This is a genomic window from Caballeronia sp. INML3B, from assembly GCF_023631305.1.
Classification (GTDB): domain Bacteria; phylum Pseudomonadota; class Gammaproteobacteria; order Burkholderiales; family Burkholderiaceae; genus Caballeronia; species Caballeronia turbans.
This window is the reverse complement of record NZ_JALQDI010000077.1, coordinates 161,564-180,377: the sequence shown is the minus strand read 5'-3', so window position 1 is coordinate 180,377 and position 18,814 is coordinate 161,564. Positions and strand designations below refer to the sequence as shown.

At 61.6% G+C, this 18,814-nt stretch carries 18 protein-coding genes; 7 read left to right on the top strand and 11 right to left on the bottom strand.

Going from position 1 to position 18,814, the window contains the following annotated elements; all coding sequences use genetic code 11:
* The first annotated feature begins 138 nt into the window (after positions 1 to 138).
* The gene (locus tag NCS58_RS31845) at positions 139 to 594 is read left to right on the top strand and encodes a RidA family protein (protein ID WP_250478448.1); all 456 of its coding nucleotides are present in this window, start codon (positions 139 to 141) and stop codon (positions 592 to 594) included.
* Between the two features lie 49 nt (positions 595 to 643).
* Here NCS58_RS31845 and NCS58_RS31840 read toward each other — a convergent pair whose 3' ends face one another.
* The 4 genes from NCS58_RS31840 to NCS58_RS31825 form a co-directional block, all read right to left on the bottom strand.
* Entirely contained in the window at positions 644 to 1,861 is a 1,218-nt protein-coding gene (locus tag NCS58_RS31840; RefSeq protein ID WP_250478447.1) for a diguanylate cyclase, read from the bottom strand.
* Between the two features lie 214 nt (positions 1,862 to 2,075).
* Entirely contained in the window at positions 2,076 to 2,489 is a 414-nt protein-coding gene (locus NCS58_RS31835; protein WP_061118512.1) for a DoxX family protein, read from the bottom strand.
* A gap of 86 nt (positions 2,490 to 2,575) precedes the next feature.
* A complete protein-coding gene (locus NCS58_RS31830) occupies positions 2,576 to 2,779 on the bottom strand; it encodes a hypothetical protein (RefSeq protein ID WP_250478446.1) in 204 nt (67 codons plus the stop codon).
* Positions 2,780 to 4,330, bottom strand: coding sequence for an alpha/beta hydrolase (locus NCS58_RS31825; RefSeq protein ID WP_250478445.1), 1,551 nt, complete (start codon positions 4,328 to 4,330; stop codon positions 2,780 to 2,782).
* Between the two features lie 119 nt (positions 4,331 to 4,449).
* Here NCS58_RS31825 and NCS58_RS31820 point away from each other — a divergent pair, with 119 nt between their 5' ends.
* Positions 4,450 to 5,820: an NAD(P)/FAD-dependent oxidoreductase gene (locus NCS58_RS31820; protein ID WP_250478444.1), complete on the top strand. Its 1,371-nt coding sequence runs from the start codon at positions 4,450 to 4,452 to the stop codon at positions 5,818 to 5,820.
* 133 nt (positions 5,821 to 5,953) lie between these two features.
* Here the strand turns inward: NCS58_RS31820 and NCS58_RS31815 are convergent, their stop codons facing one another.
* Both NCS58_RS31815 and NCS58_RS31810 read right to left on the bottom strand, forming a co-directional pair.
* Positions 5,954 to 6,748: a glutathione S-transferase family protein gene (locus NCS58_RS31815; RefSeq protein WP_250478443.1), complete on the bottom strand. Its 795-nt coding sequence runs from the start codon at positions 6,746 to 6,748 to the stop codon at positions 5,954 to 5,956.
* Between the two features lie 1,119 nt (positions 6,749 to 7,867).
* On the bottom strand, positions 7,868 to 9,010 hold the full coding sequence (locus tag NCS58_RS31810) for a YihY/virulence factor BrkB family protein (protein WP_250478393.1): 1,143 nt from the start codon (positions 9,008 to 9,010) through the stop codon (positions 7,868 to 7,870).
* A gap of 479 nt (positions 9,011 to 9,489) precedes the next feature.
* Here NCS58_RS31810 and NCS58_RS31805 point away from each other — a divergent pair, with 479 nt between their 5' ends.
* On the top strand, positions 9,490 to 10,041 hold the full coding sequence (locus tag NCS58_RS31805; protein ID WP_250478392.1) for a hypothetical protein: 552 nt from the start codon (positions 9,490 to 9,492) through the stop codon (positions 10,039 to 10,041).
* Positions 10,042 to 10,139: 98 nt separating this feature from the next.
* Here NCS58_RS31805 and NCS58_RS31800 read toward each other — a convergent pair whose 3' ends face one another.
* On the bottom strand, positions 10,140 to 10,400 hold the full coding sequence (locus tag NCS58_RS31800) for a hypothetical protein (RefSeq protein ID WP_250478391.1): 261 nt from the start codon (positions 10,398 to 10,400) through the stop codon (positions 10,140 to 10,142).
* Between the two features lie 214 nt (positions 10,401 to 10,614).
* On the opposite strand from NCS58_RS31800, the gene NCS58_RS31795 reads away from it, so the two are divergent.
* Positions 10,615 to 11,742, top strand: coding sequence for an L-dopachrome tautomerase-related protein (locus tag NCS58_RS31795; protein ID WP_086961127.1), 1,128 nt, complete (start codon positions 10,615 to 10,617; stop codon positions 11,740 to 11,742).
* A 95-nt stretch (positions 11,743 to 11,837) separates the two neighbouring features.
* Positions 11,838 to 12,206 (top strand): YqjD family protein, encoded by a 369-nt coding sequence (locus NCS58_RS31790; RefSeq protein ID WP_250478390.1) that lies wholly within the window; start codon positions 11,838 to 11,840, stop codon positions 12,204 to 12,206.
* A 105-nt stretch (positions 12,207 to 12,311) separates the two neighbouring features.
* On the opposite strand, the gene NCS58_RS31785 is transcribed toward NCS58_RS31790, so the two are convergent.
* Positions 12,312 to 12,530 (bottom strand): hypothetical protein, encoded by a 219-nt coding sequence (locus NCS58_RS31785; protein WP_250478389.1) that lies wholly within the window; start codon positions 12,528 to 12,530, stop codon positions 12,312 to 12,314.
* A gap of 235 nt (positions 12,531 to 12,765) precedes the next feature.
* Between NCS58_RS31785 and NCS58_RS31780 the strand changes: the two genes are divergently transcribed.
* Positions 12,766 to 13,200, top strand: a complete 435-nt coding sequence (locus tag NCS58_RS31780) for a hypothetical protein (protein WP_061118504.1) — start codon at positions 12,766 to 12,768, stop codon at positions 13,198 to 13,200.
* Positions 13,201 to 13,385: 185 nt separating this feature from the next.
* Positions 13,386 to 13,757 (top strand): YciI family protein, encoded by a 372-nt coding sequence (locus NCS58_RS31775; protein WP_250478388.1) that lies wholly within the window; start codon positions 13,386 to 13,388, stop codon positions 13,755 to 13,757.
* Positions 13,758 to 13,984: 227 nt separating this feature from the next.
* Here NCS58_RS31775 and NCS58_RS31770 read toward each other — a convergent pair whose 3' ends face one another.
* The 3 genes from NCS58_RS31770 to NCS58_RS31760 all read right to left on the bottom strand — a co-directional run bounded on the left by NCS58_RS31770 (position 13,985) and on the right by NCS58_RS31760 (position 18,698).
* A complete protein-coding gene (locus tag NCS58_RS31770; RefSeq protein ID WP_061118502.1) occupies positions 13,985 to 14,575 on the bottom strand; it encodes a YSC84-related protein in 591 nt (196 codons plus the stop codon).
* 184 nt (positions 14,576 to 14,759) lie between these two features.
* A complete protein-coding gene (locus tag NCS58_RS31765; protein ID WP_250478387.1) occupies positions 14,760 to 15,056 on the bottom strand; it encodes a nickel-binding protein in 297 nt (98 codons plus the stop codon).
* Between the two features lie 18 nt (positions 15,057 to 15,074).
* Positions 15,075 to 18,698 (bottom strand): AAA family ATPase, encoded by a 3,624-nt coding sequence (locus tag NCS58_RS31760; RefSeq protein WP_250478386.1) that lies wholly within the window; start codon positions 18,696 to 18,698, stop codon positions 15,075 to 15,077.
* Between the last annotated feature and the right edge of the window lie 116 nt (positions 18,699 to 18,814).

Below are 18,814 nucleotides of genomic sequence, written 5' to 3'. Positions count from 1 at the left end.
CGAGTTCGAAAGCTATTCGGCGGTTCGCAACCCTGAACCGCCGGTTGACGTGCTTCGAATCGGACTTTCGAGCCCACTGCATCGAACAGAATTGACCAAGTTACTCTATTGTTTTCATCACATCACGCTGACCCGAACATGAACGTATCCGAACGCCTTGCACAAGCGGGCCTCGAATTGCCGCCTCCAATCGACCCGCTCGGCTCCTATCGAACGGTCTCCGTCTCCGGAAGTCAACTCTATGTCTCCGGTCTCGGGCCCTTCGAGGGTGGCAAGCCGATCGTCGGAATAGTCGGCGCCGATGTGTCTCTGGAAAGAGCCCAGCACGCAGCGCGTCTGACGATGCTCATGATCCTCGCCTGCGTCGATCAGGCGTGCGGGCTCGACAACGTCGAGAGATGCAGCCGGCTGACGGTCTACGTGCGTGCCGATCAGTCGTTCACCCAACATCCGCAGGTGGCCAACGGCGCCAGTGACCTCTTGCTGACATTGTTCGGGCAAGACAAGCTTCCGGCTCGAAGCGCGCTCGGGGTGCATACGTTGCCGATGGGCATCCCGGTTGAGATCGACAGCATCTTCGAATTGAAGCGATGAAGCTGCCAATTCATCGGCTGAGTCGGTCGTCGGACGGCAGGAAGTAAGCTCAGAGGGCCGTCAGGCGGCGGTCCGGAGCATCGTCGAGATTGGCGCGGGTCGTTGCGGCTCGCGCGATCTCGAGCCGGTTGCCACCGCGCGATTTTGCGCTGTAGAGCGCGCGATCCGCGGCGGCGAGAACTTTTGCGAGCGTGTCTTCCTCGGTGCCAAAGCGCGCCATGCCGATGCTCACCGTGGCCGCGATCTCCACGCCGCCCGTCGTGCGCGTGACCGTCTGCGAGAATCGGCGAACGACGGCTTCGGCCAGGTCTTTCGCGCGGGCGCTTTCGTGCCCCGGCAGCAGCGCGGCAAACTCTTCGCCACCGATGCGCGCCAGAATCACATCGCGGCCGAGCACGCTGCGGAGAATTTTGGCGAACGACTTCAGCACTTCATCGCCGGCTTCGTGGCCGAAGCGGTCATTGACCGCCTTGAAGTGGTCGAGGTCGAGCGCGAGACAGGACACTGGCGGAAAGGCGTTGCTTTCGCGGATGGCGCTTGCGCCTTCTTCGAAGAACCATCGGCGGTTGCCCAAACCAGTGAGGTAATCGGTCTGCGATTCGCGTCGCAGATCGGCGTGGGCTTCGTCGCGCGCGAGGCGCAGGAGCGTCATCGGCAGGACGACGGAATAGAGCACCCCTTCGTACATCGTCGCCTGGCCGAAGAGCGCCAGCAAGTGCGGTCCGAACGATGCCGCCAGCCACGGCAGAATGGTGACCCTGAACGCGTAGAAGAGCGCGTGACCGCCCGTGACGGCCACGGCGATGTTGCGCGACTGCTTCCATTTTGAATCGCGCATGCCGAGGAGTTCGCGCGCGGTCAGGCCGCACACCACGGAGATGGGAATGGCGCTGATGTATGCCCACATAACCGCTTCGCCGCGCTCGCCCGCGATGGCCCAGGCGAACGCGAGCATCGACATAATGCCGAGGGCGATCCGGCCGTAGCGGCGTTCCTTCAGGAGCGCGACACCTTGCAAGTTCAGCAGATACCCGCCGACGATGATGAGATTCGCCAGCGCGGAGCCCGCGACGCCGGGAAGGCCGGGAAGGTTATGCCGGAACGCGGCGGCGGCGCAGCCTAATGCGAGCGTAGCGTAACCCGCCGCCAGCACGCCAAGTTCGCGCCTGCGCCGCGGATACGACCGGCGCTCCCAGAGCGTCAAGGCGCCGCTGGCGAGGAGCGTTCCGATTGCTAACAGGTAAAAGGTGATGAGGTCGACACGCATGCGCTCGTTGAGCCTTCGCCCAGCCGAAGACGATCTGACATGACTCGTTTACGGCAGAAAAATCAGAAAATTGAGGCGCATGTCTTATTGGGGCTGACGCGTTCAACGCGATTTGCCGCGAGCCGTCTTTTCCCGAAAGCCGTCAATGCGGCGGGACGCGACTCGAGGTGGCCGACTGCTTTGCCCGGTGTCGTCCGCCGTGGTTCGCACGACCTCACTTCCGATCCAGTGAGTATCGGCCAGGGCCTGTTGCTGCGAGCAGCAACAGGCCACCCATGATGCTGACGTTCTTGTAGAAATTGATCATGTTTGCGTACTGCGCCGTGCCCGTCATGGTCCAGTAGTGGTGGCCTATGAACGCGGTGCCGAGCGTATACAGGGCCAGCAGCAAGGCAAGTGGGCGGGTGTAAAAGCCGACGACGATCGCGATGCCTACCACGAATTCCATGACGACCGCGACAACCGCAGAAAGCATCGGCGCGGGTGCGCCGACCGAAGTCATATAGCCAACAGTGCCTGAGAAGCCCGTCAGCTTCTGCCAGCCAAAGAGCACAAAAAGCGCCATCAGGAGCACGCGAGCGAGGAGAAGAAGTGCGTCCTTGCCTTGATCGAAAGAGTAGTAGCGCATGGTAGTTTCGGCCTCGCGTAATAAAGGTGTTTGTTACACAGTCTGTCAGCAAGTTCGGCGGCGCGCATCCCCGATTCTCGGCGATTTCAGGTTTGCTGACGACCGTTCTCTGCGCGCGCTTGGCAGCGCGCATGCTTGCCGAGAGCGCCCGCGAGTTGCCCGATGCTCGACCAGCTCGCCTGCGCGACGTTCAGCCATTGGGTAATGCTGCCCGGGGCGAGCAGCGCATACGCGACGATGTTCGCAAGCAAGCCGGTGGCCACTGCCCACCAGTCTTCCGTGCTTCGCACTTACGCCGCAACACTTTCGACAAACTGCCTGACGTTGTCCAGGACGGGTTGTTGATCTCCGGCGAAAGGCCAGTGATCTGCCCCGTCGAGTTCGACGAACCGCGCATGCGCGATATGGCTGGCGAGATGGCGGCCAGCGCCGATGCGAACGGCGCGGTCGTCGTGACGGTGCAGCACCAGCGTCGGGACGGAAATCTGGCCCAGAAGATGCCGCACATCCATATCGCGCAACGCCTCGAGCACGCCCTTGATGGCTCCCGGGCTCGACGCAGCCCGAAGCATGCCTGCCCACCAGGCTCTCGCCCGAGGATCGCCGGACAGGCTCGGCGCGAAAGTCTCAATGCCCGCAGGCCCACCCCAAACTGCAATGAGTTGCCGCAGCCATTCGTCGTACTGACCTGCCAGCAGCGCGTGGCGATAATCATGCGTTGCGGTCCCCTTCGCCAGTGAGCCGAACAGAATGAGGCCGGCGACACGGTCGGGGTGATCGACGGCAAACTTGATGCATGCCGGTCCGCCCTCCGACGCGCCGAACAGAACGACCCGACGGCTGCCGGCGGCGTCGAGTACCGTCCCGATGTCCTGCGCGGTTGCGTCGACGCCGGGATTGAACCCGACTCTGTCGGAGAGCCCGACACCGCGGCGATCGAGCAAGATGAGACGGCCCATTCTGGCGAGGGAGGACAAAAACGCCCGGCAACGTGGCTCCTCCCACACCCGCTCGACGTGGGAGACGAAACCGGGCAGAAGCAGAACATCGATCCGGCCGACGCCGCAGGCCTGGAATGCAAGATGGACGCCGCCGCCGCCGACGTAGCGCGTCGACGGCGGATCGTCGATGGACAAGGCTGCGCTGTCGCTCAGCAGCGCGCGCGTCTCGGATTCGGGCGCCACATGAAGCTCGTCGCGAAGGCGGCGTGTCAGGGCCTCGAGGTGGCGCTGGGCCGTGGCCCGGTCTCCGGCAAGCAGGAGATTGCGGATGAGGTGACGGCCGTACACTTCGCTAAGCGGATCGAACTCGACAAGACGGCCGGCGTGCGCGGCCGCCGCAGCGTACTCACCGGCCGCATTCCTGTCGTGCACCACTCTCTCTAGCGCCTGGATCGCCCGGCCTCGCAATGCTTCCCGGCGAAAGAAGGCCCACTCGTCGAACTCCGGGCAGTCGCCGGGTGAAAAACCCTCGAGAAAGTCGCCCGAATACGCGCGGCACGCCCGCTCGAACTCCCCGCGGTCGCAGGCTTCTTCGAATAGCCGGGCATCCACCTGCAGTTCGATCGATTCCGACCATCGAACTGTCGAGCGGTCGATGGTCAGAACACTGTCGCCAAGCGAGAGCTGGAGGCGATGCAGCAGACGCCGCAGCCGCGCCCGCACAACCTCTTCGCAGTCTTCCGGCCACAACATCGTGGCGAAGGTGTCGCGCCCGACCGACGTCCTCGCTTCGGCCAGGTAGACGAGCAGAGCCAGTCCCTTGCGCAAGGCCAGCTGGCACAGCCGGCCGTCCCGACGGATCTCCGGAAATCCAAGCGTTCGCACGCTGAAAAAAGCCATGGCAAGACAGCCCTCGACGACGGCGTCCCGGGGACGCTCAGGGGACGACGCAATCCTAGCATTTGCCTGCAGACGATGGCCGCTGTGCTCATCGCGACAGACTGAACTGGGGGATTGCCATGAAGAAACTCGGCGAGCATGCCATTGTGATCGGCGCCGGCATAGGTGGGCTCCTGGCCGCCCGCGTCCTGTCGGATTTCTATACCAACGTCACCGTGCTCGAACGCGATGCGTTTCCCACCGACGACAGCCCGCGCAAGGGCGTGCCGCAGGGTCGTCATACTCACGGGCTCCTGGCCCGCGGCAGTGCGATATTCGAGGAATTCTTCCCGGGATATAACAATGACGTCGTCGCGCAAAGCGGCGGTCTGATCGGCGATGTAGCCAACGATGTGATCTGGATCGGCCGCAACGTCAGGCTTGCCAACGGCACAAGCGACCTGAGCGGTCTGCTTGCGAGCCGTCCGGTGCTCGAAGGCCATTTGCGTCGACGGCTTCTGGGATTACCCAACGTGCATGCCATCGAAAATTGCGCTGCGCGGGCGATTGCCACCGGTCCCGATCGCAAGAGCGTGACGGGCGTGCGCACATTCGCCAAGGGCAAGCCGGAAGAGATCATCGACGCGGACCTCGTCGTCGATGCGACCGGTCGCGGCTCATCCAGTGCCGCGTGGCTCGATGACCTCGGCTACCCCCCGCCCGCCGAGGAGAAGGTCGAGATCGGCATCTGCTACACGACCCGTACCTATCGGCGCCGGCCGACCGATCTCGACGGCAAGCACGGTATCGTCGTCGCTGGCAGCGCGCCGAACTGGCGCAACGGCGTCATGCTCGCACAGGAAAGCGAAACCTGGATTGTCAGCGCCGGGGGTTATCTTGGCGACGACGCCCCGGACAACGACGCGGGCTTTCTCACGTATCTGGCGACGCTGCCGACGATGGAGATTCATGACGTCGTCGCAAGAGCAGAGCCGCTGACCGATTACAGGCGCTACCGCCACGTCTCAAGCCTGCGCCGGCGGTATGAAAGGCTCGCGCGCTTCCCCGAAAATTACCTGGTTTTCGGCGACGCTATCTGCAGCTTCAACCCCGTCTACGGGCAGGGCATGACGGTCGCAGCAGAGGAGGCGCTGACGCTGCATCAGTGCTTGCGTGCGGGCTCGATCGACCTTGCGCGTCGATTCTTCGGGGCGGCCGCAAAGATCGTCGATATTCCGTGGGACATCGCGGTTGGCAACGACCTGCGCCATCCAGACGTGAAGGGCGCGCGGCCGCCGACGATGCGTTTCATCAACTGGTACATCGGCAAGCTTCATCTTGCTGCGACACGGGACAGCACGTTGGCGACTGCGTTCCTGAAGGTTGTCAACTTGATGATGCCGCCGTCGTCGCTGTTCAGCCCTGCGATCGTCGGACGCGTCTGGCACGGCAACCGGCGGCCTGTACCCATTCATTCCATCGCCTGCAACCGAAGGAACGAGGCGCAATAGCGTGGGCGGTTACGGTTTGGAACGGATACCTGAACGTCTGACCGACGTTACATGCGAATCTCGCTTCATGGCCGGCTCCTGCCTGACGGGTTCCGTGGAAGGGCTGGGAATTCGATCGCCGCCAGGGCGTCACCTAACCTGCGCACTGCGCCGCCCAGTCGCTGAAACCGGGCCCGTCGTAAATAGTTTTACGGCTCGCCCACTCGACTTCAGCGGCGGTTCCATACGTCACGCCTGGCTCCCACCAAAGCGCGCCCTCCTGCTGGAAAGACGGTCGTCTTTGCATTCGCGCCACCAAAGACTCGAGCTTGGGTCGGCCTGGAGCCCGCCATGATAGTCGCAGTGGCCGGCGTTCGATGAAGTGACAAAAACATGCGAGCAGGATGTCCTGGGCGGAAACCACGCCGGGGACGAAACCGTCGTCGGCGCCGAGTAGCTGAGCCTCGAACCAGTCGAGAAGATGCTGATTGCGAATTGCACATCGCCCGGCATGTCCATTCTCTTCATGCCGGACGCCGGACCATTGCAGTTGCGACACCGTCGTCGTCGACACGCCGAAGGTTTGCAACGTGGCCAGGACGAGCTTATCGTGCCAGCCCACTGTCGCGCGCACGTAATCAGCCGCTAACGGCGCCATGCCTTGTGGCGCAGGACGGCCTGCATAGCTGGACATGAGATAGTCGATGATCACGGCGGAATCCCATAAGGTCAGCTCGCCATCGACCAGGGTAGGAACTTGCAGAGTGGGCGTCACCTTCGCACGGTCTTCAGCGCTGGGCGTGGTATAGGTTTCCGCACGCTCGAAGTCGAGTCCTTTTTCAACAAGCACGATCCTGTTGTAAAGAACAGCTTGCGCATGTTTTCCTCCGTGATCGTCGATCTCGTTGAGTTCACCGACGGCTTGCTTTGCTCTTCTACGCCTTGGCACAGACTGATCGACTGCCGGGCGATATGCCCGGAAAAGTTATGAAAAGGCTATTCCGATTACAAAGCGAAGCATGACGCACTGAAGGCGTATATCAGCGAATCCAAATTCCAGTACGCGGTAGGCGACCTTCGACATCCGTCACCCAAAACAATGTTTTCCCAGACTCCTCTCTGCCTAAATAACCCGAACGATCGAGCTTAACGAATCGCTGTGTAGTAAACCCTGATTAATATGCGAACGGTTAGCATGTTTTAATGCTACAAAGGTTGGACGGCACTTGCAGCTATTTGTACTGCCAGACGAAACCACGAAACGACGTACATTAATAGCGATTTAACCTATGAATGTGCACGAGTTACAGCGGAGAGAGCTTTCGCACCTCGAAAGCATTGTGGCTCATCTCGAATGGTTGAGAAGCTGCGGTTCATTTGGCGCCGGTTCTATTATTTATAGTTCCGAATATTGGCGATCCAGGGTGCTCGCGCTTTGCAGTCCAAATTCGGAGGCCGACATCCAAGAGAGAACGCACCGGCTTCTAGAATGCTTGCCAACGGTCGATAGGGGTCAATCAGCGGCGTCTTCTGTTGAGCGCGCAGCCCGTAGGCGCCGCCCAAAGCCAGATGCGTTGCCGGATGAAAAGTCGCCGGTCGACAAAGAGAATCCGAGAGAACGATAGCCGGAGTAATGGCTTCCCGCGCGGCAGGCAATTGTCGAAGGCTGCATCGGAACTTCAAGAGCGGACCGAATTGCCAAGGGAGGCCCTGTGCTTCGTCCGAAGACATTCAATCTGAAATACACGCGCCAGCAAGGTCTACAGCGCACGTACGACGTAACGGTCACTGTCGTCCAATATGAATCGGGAATCTTCAGGTACCAGTCGTGGGTGCATTTTGCCCGGGAATTCAAGGGCAACGGTCTCGTGTTTCCATTGTGCGCGAGAACGCCCGAGCTGGCAGCAGCCGAAGCAAAAGCACGAATAGAGAGCCACATCGAGACTCTCGCTGGGCTCCATGAGTAAGCATCCTCCGCCTCGGATCGAATGCCGCGAGCAGCCTTGCAATTGATAATAGAGACGCTATCGCTTCTCTATCTGCATGCATTGCCGCGCGGAAGGCCGGATCAGGACCGTCTCCCCGTGTGATGACGATGTGCGCCCTTCGTGAACACGAAAAGGCTCGCGCCCGCCGCTGCGATTGCGAATCGACTCGGGTTCGCCTTCACTGCATCGAGCACCTTTGCGATCACCGGCAAGCCGGTCCGCGCGACGCGATGCTCGGAGTGCACCGCGGACGCGGATACGATCGCATGTGCGGCAACGGGCGCCGCTTGCGCACGGGTGTTCGCGGGCAGGTTCATCGGCGCAGCGCGAGGCGTGCGCTCCCCGTTCGATGCCTTTCCTTCGCTTTCCCCTGCCTCGCCTTCACGCGCTTCCACTCTCGTTGCAGCAGCTTCGGCGCCGAGCAGCATGACGGCGGCGGCGAAATACAGCCACATCAACAGCACGGCGAGCGAGCCGGCCGCGCCGAACGCGCTCGCCGTGCCGGCGTGTGTGAGATATAGCGCGAAGAGCTTCTTGCCGACGGAAAACAGCACCGCGGAAATGACACCGCCAACGAGGGCATCGCGCCAAGGTACGTGCCCATCAGGCAAATACTTCAATAAAGCGGCGAATGCGCACGAAAGAATCGCGAGGCCGAGCACGAACTGCACGATATCGCCGATGACGACAAGCGGCGAATCACCGAACACCCACTTGCCCGCGGCCTGCACGGCGGTGTCCATCACGAGCGACACGATCAGCAGGAACGCGACGCCCATGACAAGGCCGAACGAAATCAGCCTGACCTTGACGAGCGTCGCGACGCCCGACTTCCGTTCGTTAGGCGTCGGCCAGATGATGGAGAGCGCCGTGTTCAGCGACGAGAACGTCGCGGACGCGCCCACCGCGAGCAGCACGAACGACATCGCGGCCGCGATGCCACTGTCCCCGCTCCGATGCGCATGCGAGACGATCGTCTGCACGCTTTCTGCCGCGTCCTTCCCGAGCATGCCGCTGATCTGGTGAAAAAGCTGCCCGCGGGCGGCCTCCGCACCGAACACGAGGCCGGCGACGGCGATCACCATGACGAGCGTCGGCGCGAGCGAAAAAGCGGAATAGAACGCGATACTCGCGGCCATCGGCGCGCCGCGATCGGCGCCGAAACGTTTGAAGGTGCGTGCGGGCCATGCGAAAACCCGGCCCAAAAGCGATTTGCCGTTCATGAATGTCTCCGGTGATTCATGCGCTGGCCTTGAAGCATTGACGATGCCCGCCGCAGGAAAAAGTCGAATCGCATGGCCCGAAAACGAGTTTTCGTTCACGACAAGCGTCTGCGACACACGTATCGCGTGAAGCTGCGTTGCCTGCTCTGCGCTATCCGATGCTGCGTTCCAAGGGCCGCACCTTCACGCGCTCATCGTCCACCTGGGCGGCGGACTTGTCGCTGGCAATGCCAAATTCCCCTATGTCATTTATCGAAGGATGCCTAATTCATTTCATGCCCTCATAGCGAGCCGCGAAATCGCATCGGCGATGCAGTCTTGAATCCGCCGCGCTGGCAACCTACGATGCTTTAACAGTTGCCCTGGCTGCCGACGACGCCCGGCGCAGAGACCCGCGTGGATGAATATGCTTGCGTTCGCTGGAGGCGGCGGTCACGATAGCTTGGGCAGAAGCAAAGTCAGCGCGCAAGGAGGTTCTAATGAACTCGAGATTGTTCGTAGCCTTGCTTTTCTTCTGTTCGACCCTGTCGTTTGGCGACGATGCGGCGCGCAGCGGGCATCGGCCCGACGATCGACGCGTCCCCAAATTATTCGACGCGCAGGGCAAAGTCGTGGGGCCGATCGAGTCGTTCCGAAGTGAACCGGGAGTGTATCTCTCGATTAACGGCGCCTTGACTTTCGTACCCGTACGCCGCCAGAACACCGCTGATTATCAGCAGTACTCCGCCTCGCAATTCCAATGGTCGGATACGGGATTCGTCCCCTACACCGGTGCGAATTGCAGCGGTTCCCCTATCATTGTTTATTATGATGGACCGCGCCCGTCGATGGCCGTCAGACAGGGCACCGATGTTATCGTGTACGTCGCCGCCGATGCCTATTCCACACCCGCGGTAGCCGCTTCAGTTCGGCAAAACCCGAATTTGAGCGAGTGCACGTCCTACTCCGGGACGATACCTTCGGCGTTCACGCCCGAAAGCAGTTATCCCATCACGCAGTTCTATCCGGAACCGCTCACTATCCGATATTGAGTTATCCAGATGGCACCGTAAATTCGCGAAATCATTCGAGACTACATTCGGCGATCGAATAAACCAAGCCGGTACGCTGACACGCTTCTTCGATGCGTTCACGCGGCAAGCTGCCGATTGTGCCACTCCTGCACTGTCCACTCCGGCGATGGAAGTGGACAGTGATCGATTCGTGCCATACCGTACTGAAAGGCGAAGCGCAGCGCTTCGATTGGACAGGGAAAATCGCCAAGGACGCCGGTCGTATGCTGTATGCCATCGGGCGAGCGAATGACGAGCTTGACGGCATACATGCCGTCGTCTTCCGCGAGGCCGGGCACAAGCACCAGTTCCTTGTATCGCATTTCAGGCCATTCCATGATGCGCTTCCTGACCGAACTGACTCGGCGACTGCCACCTGCTTAATATTAGGCAGCGCGCAGACCGTTCGCCTGGTGTAAATCAAAAGGCAGTCACGGCGTGGGCACCGAGCTGAAAGAACGCTATTACGCTTCGGGCAAGCAACGGTGCCGGGCTTCGACGCATACGGCATCGGGATTGCTGAGACCCTGCATCGCCGCTTCGGAGCCCATCATGAGACCGCTCGTTTGCACCATCCTCGCCGTGAGCCTCGCCGCTTTTGCGCACGCGGGCATCGCACAGGAAACCGCCAGCCGGTCCGAGAGGCACGGCGATGGCACAAAGCTCCAGCTCATCGCGACGTTCGAGCATCAAGTCACCGGCGTCACCGTGACCCCGGACGGCCGCACGTTCGTGAACTTTCCGCGCTGGACGGAAGATGCGCCCATATCGGTCGCCGAACTCGGCAGCGCGGGCGATCTGCGGCCTTATCCCGATGTCGAATGGAATAGCTGGCGCAATGCCCGCCGCGATCAAGTCACGCCGCAGGATCATTGGGTCTGTGTGCAGTCGGTCGTCGCGGACAAGCGCGGCAATCTCTGGGTAATCGACCCGGGTGCGCCGGCCCAATCGCTCATCGTCCCGGGCGCGCCGAAGCTCGTGCAGGTCGATCTGGCGTCGAACCGCGTCGCACATGTCTATTCATTCGATGAAACGATCGCGCCGCAAGGCAGCTATCTCAACGATGTCCGCATGAGCCCAGACGGCCGGTTCGTCTACATAACCGACTCCGGTGTGCGCGGCGCGATTGTCGTGGTCGATACGACGTCCGGCGCGGCGCGGCGCGTGCTCGACGGCGATCCGAGCACGCAGGCCGACAAGAGCGTGACCGTCAAGGTCGACGGCAAGCCGCTGCAGCAGACCGACGGGCGGCGCGTGAGCTTCTCGGCGGACGGCATCGCGCTGACACCCGATGGGCGTTATCTGTACTGGCAGGCGGTAAAGGGCAAGACGCTCTATCGCATCGCGACCGATGCGCTTCAGAACACGCAATTGAGCGCGCAGCAGGTTTCGGCGCGCGTGGAAGCGGTCGGTATCGATGGCCCCGCGGACGGCCTCTGGTTCGACGAACGCGGCCGGCTTTACGTGTCGTCGGTGGAACATCACGCCATTCGCGTGCGCGATGGCGAGCGCTTTTACACCCTATTGCGCGATAAGCAACTTGTATGGCCCGACACGTTCTCGCAAGGCGCGGACGGCACGCTCTACGTCACCGATTCGCGGATCCCGGACATGAACTGGTTCGATCCGCAAAGCCCGATTGCGCTGCCGACCCGACTCTATGCGATCAGGGGGCGTTAGCAGAACGTCAGCGGCACGGCGATTGCGTTGCTGAACATGTCTCTCTTCAAGCGAGCCGCAGAATACCGAACTTCACAATGCCCAAGGAGGCAAACATGGCTGACAACGATAGCTCTCTGCAACCCGTCGACGCGCTCAAGACCGAAAAAGCCGGCAATGCCTACGAGTTTCCGACGAGCGAAAGCGTCGCTGCATCGAACGGCGATAACGAATCATCCGCAAACGGCGGAACTCACACGTTCCGCGAATCGTCGCGCTCATGGGACGCAAGCAGCAATTCCTCGGCGTCCGCGGATCTGCGTTCAGTGGCGAAGAACAAGTTTTCCGACGTGCAGGACGCCATGACCAGGAAGTACAGAGTCGCCGCGGACACGACCGACGATTTCGTGCACGACAATCCGTGGAAGGCCATCACGATGGCGGCGTTGGCCGGGTTGGTGATCGGGATGCTTGCCTCGCGTTAGTACGCATTTATCGCGTAATTAACTGAACGCGGAATTGCAGGCAAGACGGGAACGGAAAACATCGCGATACCGCTTTGACGTTGCGGAGATCGGGCGCGCCCTCGCCTAGCTGACGAAGACGACGTCGCAAGTGATCGAACTGGTGCAAGTGAAATACGCGATCCGCCCGATCCGCAACTGCAGCAAAACCTGCTCGAGCCCGTGGACCTCCCCGCCATCTTTCCGCATGCCGACGACCGTCGCGCGGCATGCTTCCATCACATCGCGCTTGATGGCCATGACGCGCCGGATGGCTCCTTGCTTGTCGGTGAAGTATCGATTCATTCGGCACACTCGCATTGTCCGGCTCTGATCGTAACGCCGCACGCCTTAAGTGAATGTTATGAAGAATACGTTTAGCGCGCGATGCTGCATGGTCCGCTGCGCTTGAACCACGCGTTGATAGGAACCTCATGAATCACTTTTGTTACAGCTCTTACCGAGGTTTATTAATGATGTTACGAAAACCTTTCTGACCTGCGGTTATACTCGGCGCCGTCTAAAACAAAACGTCCGAACAATGTCGAAGCGAATCATTCAGCTTATTGCTATTGCAGCGGTCACGGCCGCGACGTCGATCCCAGCCGTCGCTGGCGACATGAATAATGCGCTAGGCGGTGCGCTCGGCGGAGTAGCCGGGGCCGCGCTGGGCGGCGCCGTAGGAGGCAGCACGGGCGCGGTGCTCGGCGGCGCAGTGGGTGGTGGAGCGGGCGGTGCGGTCACGTCGAATCGTCGCGAACGCACGGGCGCTATCGTCGGCGGCGCGCTGGGCGGCGGTGCGGGCACGGCCGCAGGCAATGCCATGGGCGGTCCCGGCGGCGGCCTGATCGGCGCTGCGCTGGGCGGCGGCGCTGGTGCCGCGCTGGGCGGCAATGTTTCTCGATCGAATTCGTATGGGGACGACTACAGCCGTGGTCATCGCGGCAAGCATCACAAACGTCATCGTCATGATTGAGGAATGAGTCCACGCGGGGCGTGGTGGCCATGATGTCGCGTACATGATCGCCACGTGCTCCGTGCGGTGTCGTATTTCGGACCAAAAGCGGACAGGCTGGCGAGACGGGCTAAAAACTAGCTGGAGCATTGTCGATTTCCGATCATCACATTCGTCGTCACTGAACTCCATCCAAAGGATCTCCGATGAAATACCTCGGCTTGGCCTACTTCGCCCCTGAAAAATTCGCCGCGATGGCTCCAGACGACATCAAGGAATTGGTGAGCCAATGCCCGGCATTGGACGAGAAGATGCGCGCTACCGGCAAGGTTCTGATTTCCGCCTCGCTTGGCGATCTGGACAAGTGGAGAACGCTTCGCCCGCGCGCTGGACAGACGCGCGTCACCGATGGGCCCTACACCGAGTCGAAGGAAGTCGTCGGAGGCCTGTTCATTATCGAGGCGGATAGCCCTGACGAGGCGTTGCGCATCGCGTCCATGCACCCGGCTGCCACACTTGGCGAAGAAGGCGGATGGGCTGTGGAGCTTATCCCCTTGGATTTCTATCTGGCCCAATGAAGATTTGGACGCCTTTCTCCAGAAGGCGTTAGCGTTCTCTTCACCACAGACACCTTCACCGCGGCGGGGGTCATCGCGGCGATGTCCGCTGCTCTCTTTTTTGTCGAGGACCGATGAGCGCAAGCGCTCCGTTCACGAGGCAAATCAAAACCGGTGAAGAGTTTCGCGCAACGGATGCGGCGCAACCACAGGTTACGCCACATGCCGCCGCAGCCTGCGCAATGCGCTCACTCGGTCAGCCGCGATATCTTCGTGCCCTGAAGCGAGGCGTCGGCCATCAGGCCGGCGTTGGTCAGCACGAACACCTGGACCGGCTTGCTTGCGGTGGTCGTGTCGACCATGCCGTTCGCGCCCATTCTGACGAGTGCCACGGACGCGTCCGCACCGGCCGACCAGCCGTCGGAGTTGCGGAATTTGCTGAGCGCGTCCTGCGTCATGAACAAAAAGATGAGCGCCTTCGATTGCGCGCCCGCCTGCAGGCCGAGCGAGCCCGAAGTGGTGCTGTAATAGCCTACGGTACGACCGCCCACGCGCAGTGAGCCTTTGCCATACTGCGCGCCGACGACGAAGCCGGCCTGGAGCACGGACGGGAATACGAGTACGCCGCTCGCTTTAGCGACCAGTTCGCGCGAGCCGCCTACCGTGGAATAGAGACGCTGCAAGGTGCCATCGACGTCGGCATCGATGGAGCGGCGCAGATCAGCGGCGCCCGCAGCCTGTTCGGCTCCTGTGTTTCTGTTCGTCGTGCAGCCGGCGAGCGCGAGGCCGCCCAGCGCCAGGACGGCGGTCGACTTGAGCACGAAGTTCCGTCTTTGCATGGTTGTTCTCCGTCGTGGAATTCGGGAAACCGCATAGATCTGGAGCGAGAGGCACGTTGAGTTATAGCACAGCATAGGGCGATGGGAGTTTCGCAAGGCGAAAGCGAGTTCTCTTCATCCGGACCTTCAGGCTGCCACGGTAATGCTGGTCAGCGCCGCGCCCGACAAAGCTCTTGCCGAGGAATCAACTGAACATTTCCGGTCGCAAATCGCTTACCTCGACGATCACGTCGGCTGGAAGATTCGCTCGGCGTGCCGCGGCGCGGATGGCATCGACACTGGGTGCTTCATATAAGCAATAGGTCTTTTTCTTGTCCGCGCTCAGAAACGAAAAAAGCCACTCGACACCTTCCTCGTCGTTGATTCGCTTTACGGTCGCCGCGCTGTCGTTCGTGACGTCGAGTTGCTCCGCAAAATTACGTTCGATCATGAAACGTGGCATGACATCCTCCTCGGGTATCGACAGCACATCGCACATCATCTTGCGCGTTAGCCTGTGCTAGTTCCTGGTCCTTGCGCAAATCTGCCCTCCTCCGATGCGCTCGATGAGCGCGAACATCTTGAGTCGCCTCGCTTCGGCCGCCGCCATCGAAAGCAGATCTTGCGCTCGTGCTCTGTCTTCAACGCGATTGCGCGCCACCAGCATGAGCGCGTATTCGTACCGGCTATGCGCGAGCCAGGGCCACGCACGCAAGCGTTCGTCCAGGTGAAGGGCGTATTCGAAATGCTGTTCGGCCGCTGCCCAGTTGCCAAGCGCGTGCGCGAGCATCCCGAGAAACCTTGCCGTAGATCCGCAGCAAAGGGTAAAGACAGGAACCGTGACGGCCTGATCCCGAAATGGCAGAAGAAGGGAGTAGATCTGTTCGGCATGCTTGACGTCCCGCAGGCGCGCGGCAACCTCCGCCAGATACGCCAGGGTGACTAGCCGCTTGCTGTCCACGGGAATGCTGTGCTCCGATTCCGCAAGCCGCTCGAGATTGTCGCGGGCCTGGGCTTCGAACCCGAGATCGCTGCAGATCAACATGAATCCCGGCCGCCATGTTGCATCCTCGGAATGCGCGTCGACAAAGCGCTTGAAGATCGGCGCCACCTCGGCGAGTCTGCCCTGCTCGCGGCGAACCGAGAACATCTGCATGCCATAGACGCCCGTTGCGAGATTCGCGTCGGCGCTCTGCGCCATCCGCAGGGAGTCGCGCGTCTTGTGCTCCGCCTCGGCAAAGTCGCCAACGAGTATGGCCCGCATTGCCTGTGCCCCCGTCACGCACCACTTGTCGACGAAATGCTGCCCGCTTGCGGCAATCTGCCGATACCGTTCCAGCGCGCTCTCGAATCGGTCGGCGTCGCCGATCTCCAGGTAGCCAGCCAGACATCGGGCGCACGCGTGACCGATGGTGTGCGCATCGCCGAGTTCTTCCGCGATCTGCCTCAACTCCAGCAACACACTTTCACGCTCCGCAAACCTGTCCGCCGACAGCGGCAGAGCACCGACATGCATCACCTCGCAGGCCAATGCGTCGAAGAGACTCGGCAGATCGTTCAGGCGTCGCGCGAGGGCAACGGCCTTCCGGGAAAATTCGCTGCTCTGCTCCCGAGCGCCTGTCATATGAACAGTGCGGACGAGCCGGCTCAACAGGCGGCAGCGCATGACCGATTCCTCGGTCCCGGTGAGGGCGAGCGCCTCCTCGAGCAATGAAAGCGAAGCATCGCCGGAGCCTTCGAGGAACGTCTCCGCGGTGTCGAATTCCAGCGCTGCCTGCACGAGATACGACGTGGATTTCTGGTCGCGGGCGATTCGCGCGGCCTCGCGGAAAGTCGCGATCGCCTCGCGTTGGGCCAGGCGCAGTTCCGCCCTGCCTCTCGTCAGCAGCATGGGCAGCAGGCGCGCGGCCCGCTCGGGCTCACTATAGTGGCATCGCTCGACCAGTTCGAGTCCGCGCCGCACATGGGCGATGGCCTCCTCGTAGGCGGCGCCTGCGAGCGCGTGTTCGCCGGCACGCTGCCAATAGCCGATCGCGCGTTCCGGCAGGTCGGCCGCAGCGAAGTTCTGCGCAATCAATTCGGGTTGCCGCTCGACGATGTCCGGATAATGTTCCTCCAGGGCGGCGGCGATTCGAGCGTGGAAATGCCGCCGGCGCGCAAGCAGAAGCGATTGATAAGCAATCTCCTGGATCAACGCATGCCGGAACACGTAGGCATCGCCGTCAGCGGGTTTGCCCGGAGCGGGAACGATGATTTCGGCGGCAATCAGGCGATCGAGCGTTCGCTGCAGTTCAATCTCCGACCTGGACGCGATCAGACCCAGCAGCTTCCTGCCGAACTCCCGTCCCACCGTGGCGGCAATCTGGGCGGTCTCCTTGACGCTCGCCTCCAGCCGGTCAAGCCGCGAGAGCAGCGAGCCCTGCAGCGTGTCCGGAATCGCGATCGTCTGCGGCGTGCCCTTCAACTCGTAACTGATGCCGGCATCCCGCAACAGGTCGCCCTGGAGAACGGCCTTGGTCAGTTCTTCCACGAAGAGCGGCACGCCGTCCGTCTTCGAGACGATCTGATCGAGAACGAGATCGGGAAGCCGCTTGCCGCCCGTCAGCCGCTCGATCATCGCCGCGCAGTCGCGGCGCGACAGCCGGTCGAGATTCAGTTGCACGAGATGCGGAAAAGTCCATCCCGCCTCAAATTCGGGCCTCGCCGTGAGCAGCACGAGCAGCCTCGCGGAGATCAGCCGTTCGAGCACGAGCCGGATAAATTCAAGCGATGATGGATCGATCCAGTGCGCGTCCTCGACAACGAGGAGCACTGGCTGCGCGCGCGTCGATGTTTCGAGAATGCCGACAAGAACGTCGAGCGTCCGGCGTTTGAAGGACGGAGAAGAAGTGTCGACTGTCGGATGCGACGCGTCCGTCGGAATTCCGATCAGGCTCGCCAGAACCAGAAGCGTCTCGTCGACATCCGCTCCGAGTTTCAGGATTCCGGCCTTCAGCCGCTCACGATCCGACGCATCCGCCACGCTCAGACCGACGCCAAACGTGCGCTGGAGCCAGCGAAGGACCGGCCAAAAAGGGCTATCGCGATCATACGCAGAGCAGTGAAGCGAGACTGTCGCGTGCGACTCTTCACCGATGCTGTCGCAGACCGCGCGCAGCACGCGGGATTTCCCGATTCCCGGCTCGCCGATCAAAAGCACGCAGCGCATTTCGCCTTCGACGCTCTGCTTCCAGCGCTGCAAGATCAGTTCGAGTTCCGCGGCCCGGCCGATGAGCGGCGTCATGCCGCGGGCCGCCCTGAGTTCAAAACGGTCGATCGCATCGGCCGGCGCCAGAACGCGCTGGACTCGGACCGGACCGGTGACCCCTTTCAAGTCCCGGTAACCGAGGTCTTCGAGCTTGAACGATCCCTCGATCAGATGTTGTGCCCTCGGCCCCACGACGATTGCATCGGGCGGAGCGAGCGCCTGCAGCCGTGCCGCGATGTTGGGCGCCTCGCCGACGATCGCCTGGTGATCCAGCGAAGATCCCGCGCCGATCGCGCCAGCGACGACAAGTCCCGTTTCGATTCCGATCCGCACCCGCAGACGCAGCCCATACTCGGCCTCGACGTTATCGTTCACCTCGCGAAGCGCCGCTACGGCGGCGAGCGCGGCGAGTACTGCGCGCGTGGCGTCGTCTTCGTGCGCGTGGGGATAGCCGAAATAGACGAGCAGGCCATCGCCGATATACAGCGCGATATGGCCTTCGCGAGCTTCGATCGCGCGTGCACAGGCTTGGTGATAGACGCCCAGGAGGCGCCGCATATCCTCTGGATCGAATCGCTCGCCCAGCGATGTCGAGTCGATGAGATCGACGAACATGACCGTGACTTGCCGCCTCTCGGCCTCGGTGGACTCACGTGTGCGCGGCGAAGCTGAGTCCGCTCGTTCCTTCGCCCGCTTCGGCGCATTCGCGTGGGCTTCGCTCAGGCCCGCAAGCCCTATCGCAAACCGCTTGCGGTCACCGAGCCCGAGGCCGAGTTCCTTCAGGTCGCACTCGGAAAGGTCCCCAAGCACATCCCAGTCAATTCCTTGCGAAATGAACTTCGCAGCGTGAGCGCCGAGGCCAATCCGCGTCAACCATGTCGCCAGATCGTCGGTCATCGCAGAATCTCTGCTATTTCTCCAATGTCATCATCCCCGTGGCAGCGCGACTTGTCACGCGCCTTTGCCCATCCCGGTAATGCCGCATCGCCGTGGGGCGGCGGGACTTCTTGAAG

Excerpts from the sequence above, each read along its gene's own strand:
- NCS58_RS31845 (WP_250478448.1), top strand. The coding sequence starts at position 139 with ATGAACGTATCCGAACGCCTTGCACAAGCGGGCCTCGAATTGCCGCCT.
- NCS58_RS31840 (WP_250478447.1), bottom strand. The coding sequence starts at position 1,861 with ATGCGTGTCGACCTCATCACCTTTTACCTGTTAGCAATCGGAACGCTC.
- NCS58_RS31835 (WP_061118512.1), bottom strand. The coding sequence starts at position 2,489 with ATGCGCTACTACTCTTTCGATCAAGGCAAGGACGCACTTCTTCTCCTC.
- NCS58_RS31825 (WP_250478445.1), bottom strand. The coding sequence starts at position 4,330 with ATGGCTTTTTTCAGCGTGCGAACGCTTGGATTTCCGGAGATCCGTCGG.
- NCS58_RS31820 (WP_250478444.1), top strand. The coding sequence starts at position 4,450 with ATGAAGAAACTCGGCGAGCATGCCATTGTGATCGGCGCCGGCATAGGT.
- NCS58_RS31810 (WP_250478393.1), bottom strand. The coding sequence starts at position 9,010 with ATGAACGGCAAATCGCTTTTGGGCCGGGTTTTCGCATGGCCCGCACGC.
- NCS58_RS31805 (WP_250478392.1), top strand. The coding sequence starts at position 9,490 with ATGAACTCGAGATTGTTCGTAGCCTTGCTTTTCTTCTGTTCGACCCTG.
- NCS58_RS31800 (WP_250478391.1), bottom strand. The coding sequence starts at position 10,400 with ATGGAATGGCCTGAAATGCGATACAAGGAACTGGTGCTTGTGCCCGGC.
- NCS58_RS31795 (WP_086961127.1), top strand. The coding sequence starts at position 10,615 with ATGAGACCGCTCGTTTGCACCATCCTCGCCGTGAGCCTCGCCGCTTTT.
- NCS58_RS31790 (WP_250478390.1), top strand. The coding sequence starts at position 11,838 with ATGGCTGACAACGATAGCTCTCTGCAACCCGTCGACGCGCTCAAGACC.
- NCS58_RS31785 (WP_250478389.1), bottom strand. The coding sequence starts at position 12,530 with ATGAATCGATACTTCACCGACAAGCAAGGAGCCATCCGGCGCGTCATG.
- NCS58_RS31780 (WP_061118504.1), top strand. The coding sequence starts at position 12,766 with ATGTCGAAGCGAATCATTCAGCTTATTGCTATTGCAGCGGTCACGGCC.
- NCS58_RS31775 (WP_250478388.1), top strand. The coding sequence starts at position 13,386 with ATGAAATACCTCGGCTTGGCCTACTTCGCCCCTGAAAAATTCGCCGCG.
- NCS58_RS31770 (WP_061118502.1), bottom strand. The coding sequence starts at position 14,575 with ATGCAAAGACGGAACTTCGTGCTCAAGTCGACCGCCGTCCTGGCGCTG.
- NCS58_RS31765 (WP_250478387.1), bottom strand. The coding sequence starts at position 15,056 with ATGATGTGCGATGTGCTGTCGATACCCGAGGAGGATGTCATGCCACGT.
- NCS58_RS31760 (WP_250478386.1), bottom strand. The coding sequence starts at position 18,698 with ATGACCGACGATCTGGCGACATGGTTGACGCGGATTGGCCTCGGCGCT.